This window comes from Actinophytocola sp. (genome assembly GCF_036402745.1).
In the GTDB taxonomy this organism is placed as follows: Bacteria; Actinomycetota; Actinomycetes; order Mycobacteriales; family Pseudonocardiaceae; genus Actinophytocola.
The window spans coordinates 1-22,056 of sequence record NZ_DASWSJ010000027.1 but is presented as its reverse complement, the minus strand read 5'-3'; the positions used below and the strand labels follow the sequence as shown (position 1 = coordinate 22,056).

General features: G+C 72.0%; 22 protein-coding genes. 10 read left to right on the top strand and 12 right to left on the bottom strand.

Annotation, left to right across the window (positions count from 1 at the left end; genetic code table 11):
- Positions 1–99: 99 nt before the first annotated feature.
- Positions 100–225 (bottom strand): DUF6289 family protein, encoded by a 126-nt coding sequence (locus VGD70_RS36885; RefSeq protein ID WP_414637872.1) that lies wholly within the window; start codon positions 223–225, stop codon positions 100–102.
- Positions 226–569: 344 nt separating this feature from the next.
- Positions 570–2,033: an NAD(P)/FAD-dependent oxidoreductase gene (locus VGD70_RS02000; RefSeq protein WP_331077475.1), complete on the bottom strand. Its 1,464-nt coding sequence runs from the start codon at positions 2,031–2,033 to the stop codon at positions 570–572.
- Positions 2,034–2,131: 98 nt separating this feature from the next.
- Between VGD70_RS02000 and VGD70_RS01995 the strand changes: the two genes are divergently transcribed.
- Together VGD70_RS01995 and VGD70_RS01990 are read left to right on the top strand one after the other, a co-directional pair.
- Complete coding sequence (locus VGD70_RS01995) at positions 2,132–2,716, top strand: TetR/AcrR family transcriptional regulator (RefSeq protein WP_414637871.1); 585 nt, start codon at positions 2,132–2,134, stop codon at positions 2,714–2,716.
- Between the two features lie 88 nt (positions 2,717–2,804).
- A complete protein-coding gene (locus VGD70_RS01990; RefSeq protein ID WP_331077471.1) occupies positions 2,805–3,305 on the top strand; it encodes a hypothetical protein in 501 nt (166 codons plus the stop codon).
- On the opposite strand, the gene VGD70_RS01985 is transcribed toward VGD70_RS01990, so the two are convergent.
- The 5 genes from VGD70_RS01985 to VGD70_RS01965 all read right to left on the bottom strand — a co-directional run bounded on the left by VGD70_RS01985 (position 3,298) and on the right by VGD70_RS01965 (position 9,288).
- The gene (locus VGD70_RS01985) at positions 3,298–3,519 is read right to left on the bottom strand and encodes a DUF3618 domain-containing protein (protein WP_331077469.1); all 222 of its coding nucleotides are present in this window, start codon (positions 3,517–3,519) and stop codon (positions 3,298–3,300) included. The two genes, VGD70_RS01990 and VGD70_RS01985, sit on opposite strands and share 8 nt — an antisense overlap.
- A gap of 93 nt (positions 3,520–3,612) precedes the next feature.
- The gene (locus VGD70_RS01980; RefSeq protein ID WP_331077467.1) at positions 3,613–5,070 is read right to left on the bottom strand and encodes a hypothetical protein; all 1,458 of its coding nucleotides are present in this window, start codon (positions 5,068–5,070) and stop codon (positions 3,613–3,615) included.
- Positions 5,067–6,890, bottom strand: coding sequence for a dynamin family protein (locus VGD70_RS01975; RefSeq protein ID WP_331077465.1), 1,824 nt, complete (start codon positions 6,888–6,890; stop codon positions 5,067–5,069). The genes VGD70_RS01980 and VGD70_RS01975 overlap by 4 nt, the downstream gene beginning before the upstream one ends.
- A gap of 108 nt (positions 6,891–6,998) precedes the next feature.
- Positions 6,999–7,988, bottom strand: a complete 990-nt coding sequence (locus tag VGD70_RS01970; protein WP_331077463.1) for an IniB N-terminal domain-containing protein — start codon at positions 7,986–7,988, stop codon at positions 6,999–7,001.
- Between the two features lie 97 nt (positions 7,989–8,085).
- The gene (locus VGD70_RS01965) at positions 8,086–9,288 is read right to left on the bottom strand and encodes an IniB N-terminal domain-containing protein (protein WP_331077461.1); all 1,203 of its coding nucleotides are present in this window, start codon (positions 9,286–9,288) and stop codon (positions 8,086–8,088) included.
- A gap of 278 nt (positions 9,289–9,566) precedes the next feature.
- Between VGD70_RS01965 and VGD70_RS01960 the strand changes: the two genes are divergently transcribed.
- From VGD70_RS01960 to VGD70_RS01935, 6 genes are all read left to right on the top strand, one after another.
- Positions 9,567–11,651: an Hsp70 family protein gene (locus VGD70_RS01960; protein WP_331077459.1), complete on the top strand. Its 2,085-nt coding sequence runs from the start codon at positions 9,567–9,569 to the stop codon at positions 11,649–11,651.
- On the top strand, positions 11,648–14,104 hold the full coding sequence (locus VGD70_RS01955; protein WP_331077457.1) for a helix-turn-helix transcriptional regulator: 2,457 nt from the start codon (positions 11,648–11,650) through the stop codon (positions 14,102–14,104). Before VGD70_RS01960 ends, VGD70_RS01955 begins: the two co-directional genes overlap by 4 nt.
- Positions 14,091–14,732 (top strand): class II aldolase/adducin family protein, encoded by a 642-nt coding sequence (locus VGD70_RS01950; RefSeq protein ID WP_331077455.1) that lies wholly within the window; start codon positions 14,091–14,093, stop codon positions 14,730–14,732. The genes VGD70_RS01955 and VGD70_RS01950 overlap by 14 nt, the downstream gene beginning before the upstream one ends.
- Before the next feature lie 53 nt (positions 14,733–14,785).
- Complete coding sequence (locus VGD70_RS01945) at positions 14,786–16,228, top strand: NAD(P)/FAD-dependent oxidoreductase (RefSeq protein ID WP_331077453.1); 1,443 nt, start codon at positions 14,786–14,788, stop codon at positions 16,226–16,228.
- Entirely contained in the window at positions 16,225–16,836 is a 612-nt protein-coding gene (locus VGD70_RS01940; RefSeq protein ID WP_331077451.1) for a TetR/AcrR family transcriptional regulator, read from the top strand. Before VGD70_RS01945 ends, VGD70_RS01940 begins: the two co-directional genes overlap by 4 nt.
- Before the next feature lie 74 nt (positions 16,837–16,910).
- Positions 16,911–17,408, top strand: a complete 498-nt coding sequence (locus VGD70_RS01935) for an N-acetyltransferase (RefSeq protein WP_331077449.1) — start codon at positions 16,911–16,913, stop codon at positions 17,406–17,408.
- 30 nt (positions 17,409–17,438) lie between these two features.
- On the opposite strand, the gene VGD70_RS01930 is transcribed toward VGD70_RS01935, so the two are convergent.
- On the bottom strand, positions 17,439–17,867 hold the full coding sequence (locus VGD70_RS01930; RefSeq protein WP_331077447.1) for a pyridoxamine 5'-phosphate oxidase family protein: 429 nt from the start codon (positions 17,865–17,867) through the stop codon (positions 17,439–17,441).
- 187 nt (positions 17,868–18,054) lie between these two features.
- Between VGD70_RS01930 and VGD70_RS01925 the strand changes: the two genes are divergently transcribed.
- Entirely contained in the window at positions 18,055–19,209 is a 1,155-nt protein-coding gene (locus VGD70_RS01925) for an MFS transporter (RefSeq protein ID WP_331077445.1), read from the top strand.
- 13 nt (positions 19,210–19,222) lie between these two features.
- Here VGD70_RS01925 and VGD70_RS01920 read toward each other — a convergent pair whose 3' ends face one another.
- Together VGD70_RS01920 and VGD70_RS01915 are read right to left on the bottom strand one after the other, a co-directional pair.
- Positions 19,223–20,095: an exodeoxyribonuclease III gene (locus VGD70_RS01920; RefSeq protein WP_331077443.1), complete on the bottom strand. Its 873-nt coding sequence runs from the start codon at positions 20,093–20,095 to the stop codon at positions 19,223–19,225.
- A gap of 38 nt (positions 20,096–20,133) precedes the next feature.
- Positions 20,134–20,352 carry a DUF2007 domain-containing protein gene (locus tag VGD70_RS01915; RefSeq protein ID WP_331077441.1) on the bottom strand — a complete coding sequence of 73 codons (219 nt, stop codon included), beginning with the start codon at positions 20,350–20,352 and terminating at the stop codon, positions 20,134–20,136.
- A gap of 173 nt (positions 20,353–20,525) precedes the next feature.
- Here VGD70_RS01915 and VGD70_RS01910 point away from each other — a divergent pair, with 173 nt between their 5' ends.
- Positions 20,526–21,014, top strand: coding sequence for a hypothetical protein (locus VGD70_RS01910; RefSeq protein WP_331077439.1), 489 nt, complete (start codon positions 20,526–20,528; stop codon positions 21,012–21,014).
- A 247-nt stretch (positions 21,015–21,261) separates the two neighbouring features.
- Here VGD70_RS01910 and VGD70_RS01905 read toward each other — a convergent pair whose 3' ends face one another.
- Positions 21,262–21,567, bottom strand: coding sequence for a muconolactone Delta-isomerase family protein (locus VGD70_RS01905; protein ID WP_331077437.1), 306 nt, complete (start codon positions 21,565–21,567; stop codon positions 21,262–21,264).
- A gap of 19 nt (positions 21,568–21,586) precedes the next feature.
- Positions 21,587–21,982, bottom strand: a complete 396-nt coding sequence (locus VGD70_RS01900) for a nuclear transport factor 2 family protein (protein WP_331077435.1) — start codon at positions 21,980–21,982, stop codon at positions 21,587–21,589.
- Positions 21,983–22,056: the final 74 nt, after the last annotated feature.

Sequence of the window (22,056 nt, the reverse complement as noted above, 5' to 3'; positions counted from 1 at the left end):
TGGCCGAGCTGTGCGGCGTGGAGACCGTCGACCTCATCGCGAGACTGAGACAGATCACCGGCCCGGTCCACGAAGGGGACGACTGACCGCACCGACCGCTCAGCCGCACTGCGCCTGGACGGTCTCGACGTACGCGCTCGTACGGCCCCACGTGTCGGTGATCCCGTCGCAGAACCGCGTGAAGCCGCCGACGACCTGGTCGTAGACACTGGTCGCGTAGTAGATGCGGCCGCACTGGCAACCCGCCTTGCAGGCTGTGTTGGATTGTTCGCTCCGCTCCTCCGCTACTCGCCGTCTTCCTCCGTGCGATGCTCGGCGCTGACGCGCCTGCGCTTCTCCTACGTCCAGACGGCGAACGCTCCGTCGCTCCCGCTCACGGTGTTGGATTGTTCGCTTCGCTCCTGCGCTACTCGCCGTCTTCCCTCCTCCCGTGCTCGGCGCTGACGCGCCTGCGCGCGCTCGTCAGTCCAGACGGCGAACGCTCCGGCGCTCTCGCTCACGGGGCCAGACGGCGAACGCTCCGGCGCTCTCGCTCACGGGGCCAGACGGCGAAGGCTCCGGCGCTCCGCTCACGTGACCAGGTCGTAGTCGGCGGGCTCCAGTTGGCGGGTCCGCTGCCAGTACCGCCACGTGAACCCGGGCCAGATCGTCCGGTTGACCCCGTGCGAGTCGAGGTACCAGCTCTTGCAGCCACCCTGGGTCCACACGCCGTCGACGAGCTTGCGCTGGATGTCGGACTGGAAGCGGGCCTGCGCGCTCTCCCTCGGCTCCAGCGCGGCCGCGCCCTCCTTGTCCACCAGCGCCATCGCCTGCGCCACGTAGCGGATCTGCGACTCGATCATGAAGACCACCGAGTTGTGGCCGAGCGCGGTGTTGGGCCCGAGCAGGAAGAACAGGTTCGGGTAGCCGGCCACGGTGATCCCGTAGTGGGTCTGGATGCCGTTGGTGCGCCAGTCCTTGGCCAGGTCCCGGCCGCCGACCCCGGTGATGTTGACGTAGTCGAACGCGTCGGTCACGTGGAAGCCGGTGCCGTAGACGATCGCGTCGACCTCGTGCTCGACGCCGGCGGTGTCCACGATCGAGCGGGCCCGCACCTCGGCGACCCCGGCCGTGACGAGCTCCACGTTGTCCCTGGTCATCGCCGGGTAGAAGTCGTTGGCGATGAGCACCCGCTTGCAACCCAGCACGTAGTCCGGGGTGAGCTTGCGGCGCAGCTCCGGGTCCTGGACGGCCTTGCGCAGGTGCGCGAGCGCCACCCGCTGGGCCAGCTTCATCAGGCCCGGCCGGCCGTTGAAGCCGAGCGCGCGGGCCTCGAGCAGCCAGTAGATGACGGCGCGGTAGAGCCGCTGCGCGCCCGGGACCGCGCGGAACAGCCTCTTCACCCAGCCCGGCATCGGGTGGTCGGGCTTGGGCATGATCCACGGCGGGGTCCGCTGGAAGACGGTCAGCTCGGCCACCTGCGGGGCGATCCGCGGGATGAACTGGATGGCGCTTGCGCCCGTGCCGACGACCGCCACCCGCTTGCCGGTGAGGTCGTAGTCGTGGTCCCACCGCGCCGAGTGGAACGCCCTGCCGGTGAAGCTCTCGATGCCGGGCAGCGTGGGCACGTTCGGGATGTGCAGGCCGCCGATGCCGGACACGAGGAACCGCGCGAGGAGCTCCTCGCCGGCGGCGGTGGTGACGTGCCAGCGGTTCTCGTCGGCGTCCCAGCGGGCGCCGGTGACCTCGGTGCCGAAGCGGATGTGCCGGCGCAGGCCGTAGGCGTCGGTCACCCGGCGCAGGTACTGCCAGATCTCCGGCTGGTAGGAGAAGGAGCGCGTCCAGTCGGGGTTCTGCTCGAACGAGAACGAGTACATGTGCGACTGGATGTCGCAGGCGCAGCCCGGGTAGGTGTTGTCCCGCCAGGTGCCGCCGACGTCGTCGGCCTTCTCCAGCACCACGAAGTCGTCGCGGCCGTCGCGCTTGAGCTGGATCGCCATGCCCAGCCCGGAGAACCCGGTTCCGATCACGACCGTGTGGAACTGCCTGGCCATCGGCGCCTCCCCTGGTTCGACTTCCCGCTACCTTACTCGCAGTAGGTTACTTCCGGTAGAGTAGCGCCGTGACCACCCCTGGGACCAAGCGCCGCCGCATGCCACGGGCCCAGCGCGAACGTCAGATGATCGCCGTGGCGGAGGAGATCTTCGCCGAGCGCGGCTACCAGGCGTCCTCGATGGACGAGATCGCCGAGCGGGTCGGTGTCTCCAAGCCGATGATCTACGAGTACTTCGGCTCGAAGGAGGGTCTGCTGGTCGCGTGCATCCGGCAGGCCCGGGCCGAGCTGCTGGCGGCCACCATGGCGTCGGTCGAGGGCACCACCTCGGCCGAGGACACGCTGCGCAGCGGGCTGACGGCGTTCTTCACCTTCATCGACTCGCATCGGCGGTCGTGGGAGCTGCTGCGCCAGGAGGCCGCGGTCGCCGGGCAGGCGGCGATGGACGAGATCGAGGGGATCCGCCAGCAGCAGACCGAGGTCAACTCAGCGTTGTTCGCGTCGTTCCTGCCGGAGGTGTCCGAGCGGGAGCTCGAGGCGTACGCGGAGATCGTCGTCGGCGCCTGCGAACGCCTGGCCACCTGGTATGTCGGCCGTTCGGACGTCTCGGCGGCGGACGCGGCGGAGATCATCATGCGGATGGTGTGGTTCGGTCTCGCGACCAGCACGCACCGTCACTCCTGATCGTTTATGGTCAGCGGAGCGTGTCTTTTCTGTTGGAAAGGTGTGCAATGGGGGTCAGGGAGTCTGTGCTGCCGAGAGGGGCGGAGCAATGCCAGATCCGATCGAGGCCAACTACATACCCGACGGCGACGACTGGCAGGTGACGGTCGTCGGGCGGGGGCAGCGGATGACGGGCAAGGCGCCCGGGCTGATCGCCGCCCGGGACCGGGCCGACCAGCTGGTCGAGAAGGTGGCGCCGAACGAGGAGCACCGCACGGTGGTGCACCTGCTGAACGGCGACGCACTCCAGTTCACGACGGCCTACCTGACGGCGCGCCTGGCGAAGCCGGCACCGGCACCAGCGCCGGTACCGGCACCGCCCGCGACACCGTCACCTTCCCCGCGGCCCGCCGCGGCGAAGAAGGCCGAGCCGGCCAAGTCGAACGCGGAGTCGGTGGTGGACGCGGCGGCTGGGGCCGCCGCGGCGAAGCCCAAGGCGCCGCAAGCCGCGCTGCCCGCGCCGCCCGCCCAGACCCCGGCACCGCGCGGGGACAGCGAGGAGGCGGCGAAGGCCGGTGCCAAGCAGGGCGCCGGCCCGTCGACTAGCTGAAGATCTTCTTCAGGATCAGCAACAAGATCAGCACGCCGACGCCGATCAGCGGGTACTTCACCTTGGGCTCGGCCAGGGTGCTGCGCGCGCTCGACTTGGCGCCGTCGACCAGGCGCTTGGGGTTCGCCTTGGTGCCGAGCTGGTCGAGCGTCGACGCCAGCGCCTCCCGGGCCTGCTCGATCTCACGCTGAATGGTGTCGGGGTCGCGAGCCACGTAGTCCTCCTCGCACGGCGGTCCAGCCGCCAACCGTAGAGGACCGCCCGCCCGAGCGCGCGAAGGCCCGCCGTGTTGGGTCCTCGCGTCGCTTCAGTACCTCGCGAGTTGGGCCACCATGCCCTCACAGCTGCGGACCACGACCCGGGCCGCCTGGCGCTGGCCGGTGCCCAGGGCGTGGTTCTCCGCCTGCTCCTGCCAGCGGCGCAACGCCTCCGAGACCGCGCCGTGCAGCTCGGGCCCGGTGGGCTCGCGGTCGAAGCCGAGCCGCGCAGCCAGGCCGGTCCCGACGCCGCCGACCAGCCGGCGGGCCTCGTCCGCCAGCGGGTCCGGCAGGGCCGTGCGGCCGCCGTGCAGCGCGGCCAGCAGCCGCAGCTCCCGGAACTCGTGCGCGCTCACGACGAGCTGCTCCAACGCGCTCACCAGCCGGCGCGCGGCCGGGCGCGGCTCCATCCGCAGCACGACCTCCAGCGCCAGCACCGCCGACCGGGCCTTGAGCACGTCGTGCCGGTCGGTGAAGCACTGCTGGATCGACTCGCGCAGCTCGTCGAGGCCGCTGCGGGCCACCAGCTGCGTGGACAGCGCCGCGTGGTCGTCGAAGCCCTGCCGGATCAGCGTGGTCACCAGCCGCACGCCGAACAGGCCGAACCGGTCCAGCAACGCCAGCCGGGTCCGCGCGTCCAGCCGCACCGGCACGCCGTCGCCGACGAAGCGGTCCGCCGACACCAGGCAGCTCTCCAGCTCCCGGCGGGGCACCGCGGCCAGCGTCGCGAGCGAGGTCAGCTCCGCGCCGGCCAGCGTCCGGCCGGCGTGCGCGAGCAGCCCCGACACCGCGATCACGTTCTGGCACAGGCCTTGCAGCCCGACATCGGTCCGGTAGCGCCGGGCGATCCGCTTGGCCGAGGTGAGCGCGTCGATCCGGCCGCCGCCGACCTCGTCGGCCCGGGACAGCACGACGATCGAGTTGACCGGCGTCTCCCGCGCGATCGGGTGGTCCTGAATGGACTGCAGGAACCCGACGTCCGCGCTTTGCAGGTGGCGCATCAGGTACACGACCGCGTCGGCCTCGAGCGAGATGCGCGAGTCGACGTCGGTCCCGACGTCCGAAGTGGACTCCGGGGAGATCGCCGGCGTGTCGATCAGCGTCAGCCCGCGCAGCGCCCGGCTCGGCCAGTCGACCACGATCCGGTCCAGCGCCTCGGCCTTCCACCCCTCGAGGTCGATGTGCAGCCGACCGTCCACTCTGGCCACCGGCGCGTCCCGGGGCGGCGCCTGCGTCGGGTACACCTGCGCCCGCGGCACGGCCCCGCCGCGGTACCAGGTCAGCACCTGCCCGCCCTCCTCGACGAGCAGCGGCGCGATCTCCTCGCCCACCAACGAGTTCACGAGCGTCGACCGGCCGGTCTGCGGCAGCCCGGCCACCGCGAGCCGCAGCGGCTCGCCGATCCGGTCCACGTGCCGGCGCAGCCAGTTCGTCGCGCGGGGGCTGTCCCGGTACAGCTCCAGGGCCTCGAGGAGCATGGTCCGCGCGCGGTCGGAGAGCTCGGTCACGCGGTGAGACCTCGGCGCTGCGCACTCGGCGTCACCAGCGCCTGGATCCGCTTGTGCAGGATCACCAACCGCTCCACCTCGCGCGAGATCTCGAGGCTGCGCCGCCGCCGCTCGGCGAGCTCGGCCTCGGCGACCCGCTTGGCCTCGGCGGCCCGCTCGGCGATGCCGGACTGGAGCTTCTCCACCACCGCGCTGAAGTGGTCCCGCAGCCGGCGCTGGATCAGCCGCGCGGTGTCCCGGCTCTCCTTGCCGTAGGACAGGAAGAAGTCGTCGACGTGCCGCTGCGCGGCGGTCTTCGCCATGGCCTGGCGGCGCTTGAGCCGGCTGCCCCGCTCGTCCCAGATGGACTTCGCACCGAAGGCCGCACCGGCGCCGAGCGAGATCGGGTTGATCAGCGGCAGGCCGGCGAGCGTGGTGGCGAGGCCGAACATCAGCAGCCCGCCGTAGGACCCGCGCAGGCCGATGAACAGCTGCTGGCCGACGGTGAACTTCTCGATCCGCGGCGGCCGCAGGTCGCCGATGTGGTCGAGCAGCCCGTCGGCGTCCGCGGCGTCGGGGACGGCCTCGTCCAGCGCCACCTGTCTCGCGATCTTGGTGGACAGCCACTGGAACCGCTCGACCAGCCAGGAGAAGTTCACCTCGGCGGTCTCGGCGAGGGTGTCGCACAGCCAGAACTCGAACTCGTCCCAGGTCTTGGCCGGGTCGGCGACGTCGAAGTACTCCTCGGCGACCCGGATGATCTTGCGGGTCCGCTCGCGCAGGTCGAACTCGACGTCGGAGATCAGGTCGGCGACCTCGTCGCCGAGCATGGTCTGCCAGCGGCTGGACCGTCTGCGCAGCTCGTCGAGCCGGTGCTGGGCGGCCCGGTACTGCGCGTGCGCCTCGCTGAGCTGGCCTTCCTTGGCTTGGGCGAGCGCCTGGCTCAGCGGCGTGAGCAGCTGCTGGGTGACCGCACCCGTGAGCACCGCGGTGTTGCGGCTGGCCAGCACGTCACCCTGGGCCAGCACGTCCTGGCGCAGCCAGCGGACCAGCTCCACGAAGCCGGACTCCTCGTTCAGCGCCTGGTCACCGGTGCGGGCGGCGGTCAGCCGCACCGTCGCGGACACCGGGATCACGTTGACCTCCAGGCCGGCGGCGGCGAGCCGGGCGCGGTTGCGCTCGGCCACCCGGCGCCAGCGCGGCACGATGTCGATCTTGGTGAGCACGACGGTGACCGCCGGGCACACCTTCGCGACCTTCTTGATCAGCTCCAGCTCGGACGGGCACAGCTCGCAGGTGGCGTCGGAGATCATCAGGACCGCGTCGGCGTTGGCCAGGACAGCGAATGTGCTGGCGGCGCGCATCGAGCCGAGGCCGCCGATGCCCGGGGTGTCGACCAGCACGAGGCCGCCGGAGAGCAGGTCGCGGGGCAGGCCGATCTCGGCGTGCACGTCGTTGCGTCTGCTCGCGAGGGCCTGCTTCGCGACGTCCTCGACCGGCACGGGGATCCGGGCCGGCTCGGCGTCGGCCGGGCCGATGGCGCGCCGGCCGGCCGTCGGCACGTCGGTGACGAGGGCCGCGGTCGGCACGTCGGCGTGCTCGATCGCCGTCGGCGTCATCGTCGTGATGTCGTCGCCGACGGCGCAGATGGGTGCGTTGACCAGCGCGTTCACCAGTTGGCTCTTGCCTTGGTTGAGCTCGCCGATGACGGGGACACACATGCGCGGGCCGACCATCAGCGCACGTCTGCGCTCGAGTCTGCCGGCCAGGTCCGTGCGGTGGTGAGTAATGCAGGCCGCGATGGTGTCGTCGAGAACGGTGAGCCAGGGCGGAGTCCTCACCCGGATGAGTGTGCCCTGATAACCCATCCGGGTGAAAGGGGGGCCGGGACCCGCGCGCAAAGTCGCAGGCCCCGGCCGTCGGGGTTGGGGCAAACCCCTTCTAGGGCCTCAGAGGCCGAGGTCCAGGTGATCGGTCAGGCCGCTCACCGGCAGGTGGTCGGTGACCCCGGAGACCGTGTCGGTCAGCCCCCCGACGGGACTGGCGCTGACCGCGTCGGTGACCGGGTTGTGCGCGAGCAGGTCCGTGACCGCGCTCGTGTCCGGCAGGGCGACCGGCAGGGCGCCGGTCAGGTCGCCGAGGTGCGGCTCGGTCACGTTGCCGCTGAGCGTCGGCGTCAGCGGCTGGTCCGGGACCACCGCCGACAGGTCGACGGGCAGCGAGTCCGTCGACGGCAGGTTGTGCAGCTGGCCGGTCACGGTGTCGGCGCCGGTCTCGATGCCGTCGCTGAGCGCGTGGCCACCGGTCTCGACGGCACCCGCCACGGGGGCGGCCGGACCGGCCAGGAAGCCGGCCAGGGTGTCCGCACCGGTCTCGACGCCGCCGGCCAGGGTGTCCGCGCCGGTGCCCACGTAGTGCGCGACCGTCCCGGCGACCGCGTCACCGGTGTCGCCGAGGTTGCCCAGCACGTCGCTCGGCGCGGCGGTGGCGATCAGGTAGTCGCCGGTGGTGTCGCCGCCGACGTACCCGAGGGGGGTCACGAGGCTGCCCTCGGCGAAGCCGTCACCGTTGGCGTGCACCACGCCGGCCACGCCGTTCGCGGTGCTGGAGAAGCCGGCGACCAGGTCGAGGCCGTCGGAGTTGTAGCTGGTCATGCCGCCGGCGTCACCGATGTTGGTGCTGCTCGCGGAGGCGCCGCCGAACGCGTCGGTGCCGTCCATCGCCCCGGTGGCGTCGGCGCTGAAGTCACCCAGCGGAATCTCGCTCGGCAGTGCGTCGGTGACCAGTGGGATGACCTCCTGCACGTCCTGCGGCGTGAGGTCGCCCAGGCCCGCGTCGCTCAGCGCGCCGACCGGGTCGGCCTGGTACGCGGCGGCGGCCACGTTGTCGTTGAGCAGGTTCAACACGAAGTCCTGCAGGGTCTGGAAGGAGTAGGTCAACGAAGTTCTCCTAGCGGATTGCTGTGGGTGGGCCGGGGCCCGCGATCAGGTCGCGGACCCCGGCCCGGCGGGGTTTGAGGCAACCCCTTCCGAGACCTCAGAGGCCGAGGTCCAGGTGGTCGGTCAGGCCGCTCACCGGCAGGTGGTCGGTGACCCCGGAGACCGTGTCGGTCAGCCCCCCGACAGGACTGGCGCTGACCGCGTCGGTAACCGGGTTGTGCGCGAGCACGTCGGTGACCGCGCTCGTGTCCGGCAGGCCGGTGGGCAGCCCGGTCGGAAGACCCGTGGGAAGACCCGTCGGCAGGTCGACCGGCAGGCTGCCGAGGTCGGGCACCTGCGGGAGGTCGACCGGCAGGCCACCCAAGTCGGGCACCTGCGGGAGACCGACCGGCAGACCACTCAGGTCAGGCACCTGCGGCAGACCAACCGGCAGACCACCCAGGCCAGGCACCTGCGGCAGACCACCCAGGTCGGACAGCTGCGGCAGAGCCACCGGCAGGCCACCCAGGTCGGACAGCTGCGGCAGACCACCCAGGTCAGGCACCTCGGGCAGGCTCGGCAGGCTGACCGGGAGGTCGCTCGGCGTGGGCAGGTTGACGAGCTGCTGGGTCAGGCTCTCCCCGCCGGAGGCGATCGAGCTGGCGAGGGTGTCCGAGCCGCTGTCGATCACGCCGGCGAGCGGAGCCGCCGGGTTGCTCGCGAGGACACCGGCCAGGGTGTCCCCACCGGAGGCCACCGCGCCGGCCAGGGTGTCCGAGCCGGAGCTGACCGCGTGGGCGACGGTGCCCACGACGGCGTCACCGGTGTTGCCGAGGTTGGCGACGACGTCGTTGGGGTCGGCCGGGATGAAGTTGTAGTCCAGCGAGCTGTCGATGTCGGCGTAGCCCAGCGGGGTCGTGGCGGCGGCGGCGACGCCGTTGCCGTCCACGGTGAGGCCACCGGCGACGCGACCGAGCAGGTCGGTGGCCGAGCCGCCCCACAACGCGACGCCGCCCTGGTCACCCTGAACGCCCCAGGCGGCGAACTGGCCGAGGTCGTTGGCGGCGGCGAGCGAGCCACCGAGGGAGTCAGTGCCGTCCATCACACCGGTGACGTCCACGGCAAGGTCACCCAGCGGGGTGTCCGTCGGCAGGGCGTCGGTGACCAGCGGGAGGACTTCCTGCACGTCCTGCGGCGTGAGGTCGCCCAGGCCCGCGTCGCTCAGCGCGCCGAGCGGGTCGGCCTGGTACGCGGCGGCGGCCACGTTGTCGTTGAGCAGGTTCATCACGAAGTCCTGCAGGGTCTGGAAGGAGTAGGTCAACGAAGTTCTCCTCGCGGATATCTGTGCGGTAGGCGCTCAGCCGGCGGTGCGGACCGCCGCGGCGCTGTGCGGTGATCAACCTACGAACAGGGGACCCCGGGGACATCGGGGATCACTCCGAGTTGTTGGATCGCCGCATAGGGCGAAGAATGACTCACCCGTTAGGGGGTTAGGGGATGTGCCACTAACCCACTCGGGGTTGCCCGGTGGGGGACCACCTTTGGTACGAACTACCCCGGTCGCGGTCACAGAGCGGTCACGGAGAGGAAGCGCCTCGCATGCCCTACGCCCTCGGGATCGATCTCGGCAGCGGCGCCACCACGGCCGCGATCAGCCGGAACGACCACGAGCGCTGGTCCGAGCCCGAGGTCGTGCCCCTGGACGAGGACGCGACGTCGATCGCCTCGGTGCTGCACCTGACCGACGAGGGCACCATCGACGTCGGCGCGCGGGCGCTGAGGCACGTGCCCACGCGGTCCGATCACATCACCCGAGGGCTCGTCGACCGAATCGGCGACGAGATCCCCATCACACTGGGCGGCCGGCCCTACCCGGCCGAGGTGCTCGCGGCCGCGCTCGTCGGCTGGGTCGTCGATCTCGTCGAGGCGTCCGAGGGCGTGCCGGCCAGCCAGGTCGTCGTCACCCACCCCGCGGGCTGGGGCGCGCATCGCCGCGCGGTGATGCTGGGCGCGTTGCGCGAGGTCAACCTGCCCGAGCTGACCCTGCTGCCCCGCCCGGTCGCCGCCGCCGAGAGCTACGCGGCGGGCGAGCGGATCGAGGTCGGCGAGGAGATCGCGGTGTACTCCCTGGGTGCCGGCCGGTTCGAGTCCGCGGTGCTGCGGCGTGGCTCGTTCGGCTTCGAGCTGCGCGCACACGCGGACAGCATGGCCACCCTTGGCGGTGACCTGTTCGACGACCTGCTGGCCGAGCACGTGCTGGCCGAGCTCGGCGGCGAGGTCGACGCGGTCGCGCAGGCCCAGCTGCGGGCGGCGTGCGTGACGGCGAAGGAGCGGCTGTCGACCGAGCTGGCGGTGACCGTGCCGGCGCCGCGCGGGTCCAAGCGCGGGACGGTGATGGTCAACCGGACCGACCTGGAGCAGCTGGTCCGGCCGGCGGTGGAGGCCACCGTGCGGTCGCTGCAGCGGACGATCCAGGCGACCGGGACGGCCGCCGGGTCGCTGCGGGCGGTCGTGCTGGTCGGTGGGTGCGGGCGGATCCCGCTGGTGGCCGAGCTCGTGTCGGCGGCGGTGCGGGTGCGCGTCGCGGCCGCGGCGGACCCGGAGACGGCGGTGGCCCGCGGCGCCGCGCTGGCCGCCGCACGCGTGGCGAAGCCGACGGTGAAGGCCGCCGGGTTGACCGTCAAGCCCGAGCCGATGCCACGATCGGCGGTCACCCACACGGATCTCATGCGTTTCGACGACCTCCCGGCGGAGGAGATTGCCGACATCGGCCCGCCGCCGCCCCGCCCCCCGGTCGACATCGCCCCGCTGGAGCCCCCGCGCCGGCGCCTGCTCAAGCTGGGCAGCCGAACCCGAGCGGCCGAAGACCCCGACGACGACTTCGACCTGGACCGGCCCCGCGACGACCTGGACCTGGACGAGCGCCCACGCCGCCGCTCCTCCCGCCGCGACGAGGACCCGGACGAGCGCCGCCGCCCCGACCCTCCCTTCGACCCGGCCCGCCGCCGCGACGAGATCGAAGTCGACCTGAAACCCACCCGCCGCCGCCCGCGCGACAACGACCAGGACGACGGCGCCTTCGACGACGGGCCCACCCCAGGCCGCCCGAACGGCAGCGAGAGCCGCCACCAACCCGCCGACGGCGCCTTCAGCGAGAACCTCCGCCGCCGCCCCGACGACGGCGCCGTCGACCAGAGCCTCTTCGGCCGTCAGCCCGACGACAGCGACGGACCCTCCCGCCACCAACCAGACGACAGCGGAAGCCTCCCCCGCCGCGGCGACAGCCCCTCTCGCCGCCGGCCGAACGGCAGCGAGAGCCACCCCCGCCACCAGCCCGCCGACAGCACTTTCGACGACAGTGCCTTCGACGACAGCCTCGCCCCCCGCCGACCGGACGCGAGCGAGAGCCGCCGCCGCGCCGACAGCGACGGCCCCGCCGGCCACCCCGACGACAGCGGCTTCAACCAGGCCGTCTCCCACCGCTGGCCGGACGACAGCGACGACCTCCCCCGCCGAACCGACGACAGCGCCTTCAACCAGGCCGTCTCCCGCCGCCGGCCGGACGAGGACGAGGTCCCGCGGCGCCACCGAACCGACGACAGCGGCTTCAACCAAAGCCTTTCCCCCCGCCGCCGCGCCCCCGTCGACGGCGACCTCCCCCACGACCGCCGGGACGCCCGATGAGCGCGGACCCCCTTCTCGACCAGGCCACCGCCGCGCACCTCGCCGCGGTCGCCGCCGATCCGCGCGGCGCGCACGTCGGCATCGTCGCCCCCGGCGGCTACGGCAGGACCACCCTCCTGCACCACCTCGGCCGCACCATCCACGCCGCCACCGGCGCCGAGCCGCGCCTCGCGCAGCCGCCGTTCGACCAGCCGGCCCCCGTCCTGCTCGTCGACGACGCCCACCTCCTCGACGACGCCGACCTCCGTGCCCTCCGCCGGCTCGCGACCACCACCCGCCTCGTCGTCACCGCGCGGCCGCACCCCCGCACCCCCGCGCTCGCCGAGCTCCTCGACCTCACCCAGGACCAGCTCCTCCCCGCCCCCTTCGACGCCGCCCAGGTCCGCGCCGCGCTCCCCGCCCGGCTGCGTACCGACCGGTTCGTCGAGTTCGCCCACACCCAGACCGGCGGCGTGCCCGCGTTCGTCGACCGGCTCGCCCGCACCGCGACCGGCGAGCTCGAGGTCCCCAAGGCCGCGCTCGCCGAGTTCCGCCCCGAGCTCGCCCGCCTCGACGACGACGTGCTGCGCTTCCTGCTCGCCGCCGACGCGGGGGTCGGCCTGCACCTCGACCTGCTCGTCGACCTCCTCGACGCCGACACCGACACAGACGCCGTCCACGATGTCGTCGAAGCCGCCCGCGCCACCGGGCTCGTCGGCACCGCCGGCACGCTGCTGCCCATCGCCCAGCGGGCCGTCCGCGCGCTGGTCCCCGTCGAGCGGCGGGCCTGGATGCGCCAGCGCCTCGCCGAGCTGCAGCTCGCCCGCGGCGGCCAGGTCCTCGCCCTCATGCGTCCACTCGCGACCACCGGCATCGGCGGCGCCAGCGCGGCCGCCGCGTTCACCGCCGCCGCCGGCGAGGCGCTGCCGGCCGACCCCGCACTCGCCGCCCGGCTCTACGCGGCCGCGATCACCGCCGGCCGCCCGGCCGTCGAGGTCGGCGCCCGCCGCGCGGAGGCGCTCGCGCTCGCCGGCGACCTCGACGGAGCGCTGCGCCTGGCCGACCAGGTGATCACCACCGAGTCCGCCCCGCACCGCCGCGACGCCGCGGCCGTCGCCGCCACCGCGCTCGCCCACCGCGGCCAGCTCGCCCGCAGCGCGCAGCTGTACCGCTGGGCCGGCACGCCCGAGGCACACCACTTCGCCACGCTCGCGACGATCGGCATCGGCGACAAGGCCGACGCGCTCGAGCTCGACGGCCCGCCGACGTCGCTGGCCAGCGCGATCTCCCTGATGGCGCAAGGGTTGCAGGAGTCGGTCACCGGCACGCCGACGACCGCGCTGTCGATGCTCGTCCGCGCCGCCGCGACGCTCGAGCCGGTCGGCCGCGGCGTGCTGCTGCCGGACAGCCCGGCCGCGCTCGGCGCGATCCTCGGCCTGCACTACGGCGAGCTCGGCACCGCGACCTCCCTGCTCGATCGCGCGATCGCGGCGGGCACCGGCGGCGTGCCGCTCGCGATCCGGCACCGGCTGCTGCTGGCGTGGATCTCGATGCTGCGCGGCAACCTCACCGCGGCGAGCGAGGGTCTGGCCGCGGCCCGCCGGTCCACCCGCACCCTCGAGCCACGCGACTGGCTGTTCGCGGTCGCCATCGAGCTCGGCGTGGCCCGGCGTGCCGGCGACGCCGCGACGCTCGGCCGGGCGTGGCTGCAGGCCGGCGAGGCCGTGCTGCGCCACCCCGTCGACCTGTTCACGTTCCTTCCGCTCGGCGAGCTGACCGTGGCCGCCGCGCGGGTGCGCGACGAGAGCCGGCTCGCGACGCACCTGGAGCAGGCCCGCGCATTGCTCGCCGGGCTCGGCGACCCGCCGCTGTGGGCGACCCCGCTGTGGTGGGGCGGCCTGCACGCGGCGATCATCGCCGACCAGCGTGGCGCCGCCGAGGAGAACGCCGAGGCGCTGTCCCGGGCCGCCGCGCGGGACGAGCAGTTCGGCGCGGTCGCCGCGGCCGCGCGCTGCTGGCTCGACCTCACCGACGGCAAGGTCGACCCGGACGCGGTGGAGGACGCCGCCCGCGGCCTGCACGGCGCCGGCTTCACCTGGGACGCGGCGCGCCTCGCCGGGCGCGCGGCCACCAAGACCACCGACCGGGCCGCCATGGTCCGGCTGCTCGACTGCGCGCGGATGGTGCAGGGCAAGCCCGTCGCCCCGCGCCGGGTGTCCACATCGGACATCTCGGTCGCCGAGGCGGCGGTCGAGATGCCGGCCGAGGTCAGCCTGAGCGAGCGTGAGCTGCAGGTGGCCGAGCTGGTGGTGTCCGGCCTGACCTACAAGGACGTCGGCGACCGCCTGTTCATCTCCGCGAAGACCGTCGAGCACCACATCGCCCGGATGCGCCAGCGCCTCGGCGCCACCAGCCGCAGCGAGCTGCTCTCGCAGCTCAGGACGCTGGTGGGGAGTTCGGTTGTACGAGACTGAGCGGGCGCGGGTCGTCGCCGCAGGGCGCCGCCTCGCCGCCGGCGGGCTCGTCATCGGCACCTCGGGGAACCTGTCCGTCCGGGTCGGCGACCACCTGGTGGTCACCGGGTCCGGCACCGACCTCGGCGAGCTCACCCCGGCCGCGCTGACGGTCGTGGACCTGGCCGGCACGGTCCTCGAGGGCGCCCGCACGCCGACCTCCGAGCTGCCGCTGCACCTGGCGATCTACCGCGAGACCGGCGCGTCGGCGGTTGCGCACGCGCATGCGCCGTCGTCGATCGCGGTGGGCTGCACGCACGACGTGCTGCCGCCGGTGCACTACGCGACGGTGCCGCTCGGCGGGGTGGTCCGGGTGGCCGAGTACGCGACGTTCGGCACGCCGGAGCTGGCCGGCAACGTGCTGGCCGCGCTCGAGGGCCGGGTGGCGGCGCTGATGCGCAACCACGGCTCGGTGGCCTACGGCGCGAGCGTCGCGGAGGCGTGCGAGCGGCTCGAGACCGTGGAGTGGCTGGCCGAGACCTACCGGCGGGCGGTCGCGCTCGGCTCCCCCCGGCTGCTCACCGACGACGAGCTCGCGGCCGCGGCCGCCCAGTTCACCAGGCTCGGCTACGGGCGTTCGACGGGCTGAGTGCTCCTATACTGCGCTTTGTTGACCGATCGCCAACAGAACGGGGGCATGCCGTGCCGTCCGTACTGATCATCGGCGCCGGTTTCGGCGGCATCGGGATGGCCATCGAGCTGCGCCGCGCCGGGTTCACCGACGTCACCGTGCTGGAGAAGGCCGCCGAGCTGGGTGGCGTGTGGCGGGAGAACACCTATCCGGGCGCGGGCTGCGACATCCCGTCGCCGTACTACTCGTTCTCCTACGCCCCCAACCCGGCGTGGCCGATGCGCTTCTCGCCGCAGGCCGACATCAAGGCCTACCTCGCCAGGGTCGCGGCGTCCTACGGCATCCGCCCGCGGTACGGCACCGAGGTCACCGCCGCGTCGTGGGACGCCGACCGCGCCCGGTGGATCGTGGAGACCGGCACGGGCGAGGTGCTGGCGGCCGATGTCCTGGTGCCCGCGGTCGGCCAGCTGTCCCGCCCGTCCATGCCGGACATCCCCGGGATGGCCACGTTCGCCGGCGCCGGCTTCCACTCCGCACGCTGGGACCACTCGGTCGACCTGACCGGCAAGCGGGTGGCGGTGATCGGCACGGGGGCGAGCGCGATCCAGCTCGTGCCCGCCATCCAGCCGACGGTGGCGCGGCTGACGGTGTTCCAGCGGACCGCGCCGTACCTGGTGCCGAAGCCGGACAAGCGGTACCGCGGCTGGCACCACCGGTTGTACCGGCGCCTGCCGCTGACGCAGCAGGCCGAGCGGGCGTACTTCTGGACGGTGTGTGAGGTCGCGACGCTCGGCGTCATCGGGAACCGGGCGATCACCCGGCTGGTCGAGTGGCTCTCGCTGCGGCACCTGCGCAAGCAGGTCCCCGACCCGGCGCTGCGGGCCAGGCTCACGCCGGACTACCGGATCGGCTGCAAGCGCGTGCTGTTCTCCAACGACTACTTCCCCGCGCTGGGACAACCCAACGTGCACGTCGAGACCGCGCCGATCGCGTCGATCACCCCCTCCGGCGTCGTCACGGCGGACCGTGTCACCCACGACGTCGACGTGATCGTCTACGGGACCGGCTTCACCGCCACCGACTTCCTCGCACCGATCAAGATCCGCGGCCTCGCCGGCGTCGACCTGGGTTCGACCTGGGCCGGCGGCGCCCGCGCGTACCTGGGCATCACGGTGCCGGGCTTTCCCAACATGTTCCTGATGTACGGCCCCAACACCAACCTCGGCGCGGGGTCGATCGTCTACATGCTGGAGCGCCAGGCCCGCTACATCCGCCAGGCCGTCGCGCACATCGCGGACCGCGGGTCCGGTTTGGACGTTCGCGCCGAGGTCGCCGACCGCTACGACGTGGAGATGCAACGGCGCCTGGCGGACACCGCGTGGACGACCTGCCGCAGCTGGTACCGCGAGGGCACGGGCCGGGTGTCGACGAACTGGCCGGGCCTCGTGACGGAGTACCACCGCCGCACGAAAACGCTTGCGGTGTCCGACTTCCGGCCGGTGGTGCCGACATGAGCACCGCGGAGCCGAGGTGGCGGCGGCTGGAGCCGGACGAGCGCCGGGAGCAGATCCTCGCGTGCGCGATCGAGCTGTTCGGCGAACGTTCCTACGCGGCCGTGTCCACGACGGAGCTCGCCCGCCGCGCCGGCGTCGCGCGCGGCCTGATCAACCACTACTTCGGCACGAAGCGCGACCTCTACCTGGAGGTCGTCCGCCGCATGGTGACGATTCCCCAGGCCGCCGTCGACCACCTGCCCGCCGGGACGCTCGAGGAACGGGTCGAGGAGTCGGTGACCTGGTTCCTGGACGGCGTGTCCCGCCACAGCAAGACCTGGCTGGCCGCGATCGGCGCCGAGGGCGTCGACACCGAGGTGGCCCGAATCCTCGCGGAGGCCGACGAGCTGGCCGCCGACCGGGTCCTCGAGGCAACCGGCCTGGCCGACGCCGTCGCCCACCGCGAGGAGCTCCGGGCCCTGATCCGCGCCTACGGCGGCCTCGTGAAGGCGACCGCGAGGGAGTGGCTGGTGCGCGACGTCCTGAGCCGCGAGCAGGTTCAGGTGGTGCTCGCCATGTCACTCCTGTCCCTGGTCCGCGACACCGTACCCCGCATTCAGTCCACTTAGGACGCCTAGCGCCGCTCGCGCGCCGTCGGAAATGCGGATGCCCCAGCCCGGCCCACTGTGCGACAGTCGTCATCGTGTTGATCAGGCGCGAGACCCCGGCGGACGTGGATGCCATCTTCGCGGTGCACCACGAGGCGTTCGAGACCGACCTGGAGGCGAAGCTCATCACGTCGCTACGCGCGGACGACGGCTGGCTGCCGAGATTCTCGCTCGTAGCCCTCGACGGCGACGACATCGTCGGCCACGTGGTCTGCACCCGGGCCCACATCGCCGGCGCGCCCGCACTCGGCCTCGGCCCGCTCGGCGTGCTCCCCGACCGGCAACGCACCGGCGTCGGCGCCGCGCTGATGCACGCGGTCCTCGGCGCCGCGGACGCCCTCGACGAGCCGATCGTCGTGCTGCTCGGACACAAGGACTACTACCCCAGGTTCGGCTTCCGGCCGGCCGCCGAGCTGGGCATCACCCCACCGGTCCCCGAGTGGGGCGACCACTTCCAGGCCCGCCCGCTGACCACGTTCACCCCCGCGCTCCGCGGCGGCTTCGGCTACGCGACACCCTTCAACGAGCTCTGAACGGCAAGGCGAACGTGGCGTGTGGTGTCCTCAGGACTTGCCTTGGTCGTTGCTCAACCACCGCTCCGGGCGCATGACGACCAGCAGGGACGCCTCATTGAGCGCACCGTCCACATAAGCCACCGCTTCGTCCGGGGGTAGGTAGCGACCGGCGATCGCGAGCGCCTCGTCGCGGGTTGGCGCGGTGTCGTTCGACACAACCGGACCCTCCACGGAGACGTACTTGTACGGCAGCTCCTCGGTCTGTGCGACCAAGCTGAACCGGCCGGCCTTGCGGATCACCCGATCCTTCACCGAGTCGCGGTCCATCCAGACCAGGACGTCGCCGCCCGGCTCGTAGCGGTACCAGACCGGCACGGCCAGCGGGCCGCGCCCGTCCCTGGCCACCGCGAGCACTCCGATGTGGACCTCGGCGAGGAACGCCTCTCGCTCCGCCACGGTCATCACGAACGACGACATCAACCACTCCTCAACGTCCGGTTTGTCCCTCCTGCCCAACCCGCCGGTGCCGGGGAACATTCCGCGTTTGATCGAATGGGCGCATGAAGTTGTTCATGGTCGACCGGCCGGCGCGTCGACCGGGCCGGTCGGTCCCCACCCGCGGGCACGTCACCGTCGCCGTCCGGCCGGGTGCGGACCAGGCCGCATGACGACGCGACTCACGCGCACGGCCGTCGCCGGGATGTGCCTGTCGTTCATCGTGATCGGCGCGCTGCAGGCCGCGTACGGGCCCGCGGTGCCGGCGATGCGGGCGCGGTTCGGCATCTCCGACGCCGAGGTCGGGCTGGCGCTGTCCGCGCACTTCGTCGGCGCGCTGCTCGGGGTGCTCGGCACGCCGGCGTTGCGCCGTCGGGTGAGCAACCGGGTGTTCCTGGCGTTGGCGCTCGCGACGATGATCGCCGGCAGCCTGCTGTTCGCCGGTGCGCCGGCCTGGCCGGTGGCGCTCGCCGCGGCGATGCTGGGTGGCGTCGGCTTCGGCTGGATCGACGTCGGCGTGAACGAGATGTTCCTCGAGGCCTACGGCAACGAGAGCACGGGCATGTTGAACGCGCTGCACGCGACGTTCGGCATCGGCGCGGTGCTGGCCCCGCTGCTGGTCGGCGCGTTGCCGGACGGCTGGTATCCGGTGGCGTTCATCGCGTGCGCGGCGCTGTCCGCGGTGGCGCTCGGCACGGTGTCCGGCGTGCGGGGTCGCCGGGAGCCGGGTCCGGTACCGGGAGCGGCCAGGCGGGCGACGGCGTGGCGTCTCACGGTGGTGTTCGGCGTGTTCTTCGCGCTGCACGTGGGCGTCGAGTCGGGGGTCGGCGGCTGGGAGACCGCGCACCTGGTGGCGTTGGGCTGGACCGCGAGCGCCGCGGCGGCGGCCACGTCGACGTTCTGGCTCGCGATGACCGCGGTCCGGTTCGCCGTGCACCCGCTGGCGCGCCGGTTCTCGGCCGAGCAGATCCTGTTCGGCAGCATCGTCACGATGCTGCTGGGCGTCGCGCTGGCGTTCGTCGCGCCGCTGGCGCCCGTGGGCTACGCGCTGGCCGGCGTCGGCGTCGGCCCGCTGTTCCCGACGGGTCTGGTGTGGTTGAGCCAGAAGGTCCCGGGCGTGACGTCGTACGTGATCGCGGCGTCGATGCTCGGCGGTGTGTTCCCGAGCGTCCTCGGCGGTGCGGTCGAGCTGTGGGGCATGACGGCGGTGCCCGGCTCGCTGACCGTGCTGAGCATCCTGTGCCTGGCGTGCGCACTGGCGATCCGCGGGCGCCACCACCGGCCGCGATACCCCGCACGCGCCGGGACGACGGCTGACGCGTAGCCCGCCCAGCGGGTCAGCGCGCTTGGGGCAACCGGAACGACCCGCGCCTGGCCGACGGCGCCGACGGCGGCGGGACGACCGGCCCGATGTCGCCGTCCGGCGCCTCATCCAGGTCGACGATGACCGGCGCGTGGTCGCTCGGCCCGGTTCCCTTGCGCGCCAACCGGTCCACCCACGCCGCCCGCACCCGCCCGGCGACCGGCTCGGAGGCGAGCACGAGGTCGATCCGCATGCCGAGGTCCTTGGGGAACATGCCGGCGCGGTAGTCCCAGTAGGTGAACACCCGCTGATCCGGCCACCGCTCGCGGACGACGTCGTGCAGCCCGAGCGCCTGCAGCTCGGCGAGCGCGGCGCGCTCCGGCCCGGTGACGTGCGTCTGCCCGACGTAGGCGGCGGGATCGAACACGTCGGCATCGGTGGGCGCGATGTTCATGTCCCCGCAGACGATCGCGTCCGCCGGCCCGGCCGCGACGACCTCCCGCAGCGCGGCGAGCCAGGCGAGCTTGTACCGGTAGTGGTCGGAGTCGGGCTCCCGCCCGTTCGGCACGTACAGCGAGTGCACCCGGACACCACCGCAGGTCGCGGCCACCGCGCGCGCCTCGGGGTCCGGGAAGCCGGGCGCGCCCTCAACCCCCAGGACGACGTCGTCGAGCCCGACCCGGGACAGGATCGCCACCCCGTTCCACCGAGCCTCCCCGTACACGGCCGCCTCGTAGCCGCGCTTGGCGAGCTCGTCATCGAGGAGCTCGCCGAACGTGTCGTCGGGGACCTTGGTCTCCTGCAGGCAGACAACGTCGGGCTGCCGCTGGTCGAGCCAGGGCAGGAACCGAGGCAACCGCTGCTTGACCGAGTTGACGTTCCACGTCACGAGCCGCACGAGTCCCACGTTAGCCACCGAGCCCGACCCGGGTTCCGTCGGCGCCGCTACGACTGCTCGATGGACACACCCGCGTCGACGAGGAGAGCCCGGGCGTCGTCGTACTGATCCTCGGCAACCATGACCCGGTTCACCACCGCGTTGATGGACCCGTCGATCACGCTCATGTGCGAGTCGGCCACGGAGTGCACGATCATGGCGTCCTGCAGGAGCGACGTCGCGAACGAGATCAACACCGGATCATTGGACCGGAGCAGCTCGACCATGTCTCCACCCTTCCGAAAGCCGACTGGCGGATGTCAGCCCGCCCTCGCCAGTGTGCCCCGCCCGCCGACGCTTAGCCCAAGCACGACGACGATGGCGATGCGCCCGGCCTTGACCCCCGACATCTCAAGATCAATAGTTCCATGGCAGCCAAGATCCTCGTAGCATCAAGCACATGGCCGACGAGCCGACCGGGTCTGACGGCAGCCCTGGCGCCAAGAAAAATGAGTCTCGCGACGACTCTGATTTCAAGAAATTCGCCACCGCTGCGGCGACTATTATCAGTGTCCTGGTCGGGCTCAATGCTTTGACAGGCTTCAACCCGATGAAAGACATCTTCAACCGTGAACCAACCCCGACGCCGACACCTGTTTCGAGACCACCTTACTTCGTTACCAAGTCCCAAGACTGGTTGGGGCCATGCAACGACGGCTGCTCCATGAGCGCCATCTTCCGCAATATCGGTGGGGACGGTACCGCGACAGCGACCTTCCACGTCATCGCGGCTGACGGCAACTACCTGGCCGACTGCTCCGTTGTCCTGCAGAGCACTGTCCATAACGGTGTCACAAGCGCCGAATGCACCGCCTACAACAGTGATCTTCAGAACTACCTCGACTCCGGCGGAAAAGTGACCATGTCCGCCACGGCAAGTAATCTGTAGTGGCCTCTCGATGTAGTTCAGGTTGCCGTCGCGGGTGCTGTCCTCGACTTCACTCGTCCACTGCCACCAATTCAGCGCAGCCCATCCTCACCGAGGACGTCGGCGATCGTTGCTCGTCGGCCCGCGTCAGGAGGTGGTTCATCGCACACTCGGCGCGCTTGTGGGCAGCCTCGTCAGCGCCCTTGATGTCTCCCGTAGGTAGGCGGCGAGGTGTCATGACGGTCATTGCTCTGCTGTGTCGTCGCCATCAGTCGGCCGGGCGTCCAATGCCTGGGTCGCTCGGGTGTGGCTTGAACGGCGTGACCGCGACGGTCATCCACACGTGTAGCGGCATCGAGGCGAGCACTTGCCGCAGCTCGTCCTCGTCCGTGGCGTTGAACAGTCCGAGAGTGCGCCATTCGCCGGGCGCCTCAGGCGGCTTCCAGAGCCGCTGCAGGTGGCCTTGTGCGGCGAGTTCCTTGGTCCGCGCGGCCTCACGTCGTTTGGTGTCCTCGACGGTCTCTCCGGAGGTGCCCTCGGGCACGGTGGTCACCATGTCAACGAGAAACTCCATTACTGTGCTCCCTTTCTTCTCAGCTGTGAACGCGGGAGTTGCTGGCTGAGTCGCCGAGTCGGGAGACCTGGTAGTGGTTGATGAACCAGGTCTCGCCGGTGCGGCGCAGGATGACGCCGAGATACACGGTCAGCGTCGGCCGGTCGGTGAAGGCGAAGTCGACGCCGAGGTAGCCGAGGACCAGATCGTCAGCGAGGCGCCGGGTCTGCAGGACGGCGTATTCCGCGGTCATGCCGATGGGCTGGCTGTCGTAGTACGCGGCCACGTTGTCCGGGCCGACGCCGTACGGGTGCAGTCCCTGGAAGATCGCATCGTCGGTGAAATAGGTCGCGACGCGCTTCGGGTCGTGCGCGTCGACCGCTGACTTCCACTGGTCGAGCACGGTCGTGAGGATGTCGGTCTCAGTGCTTGTCATGATGGTCACCTTTGTCTGAGTCCACACCGGACAGAACGAACCCGGTGAGGTGCGTGCCCCCATCAGGCCCGTGC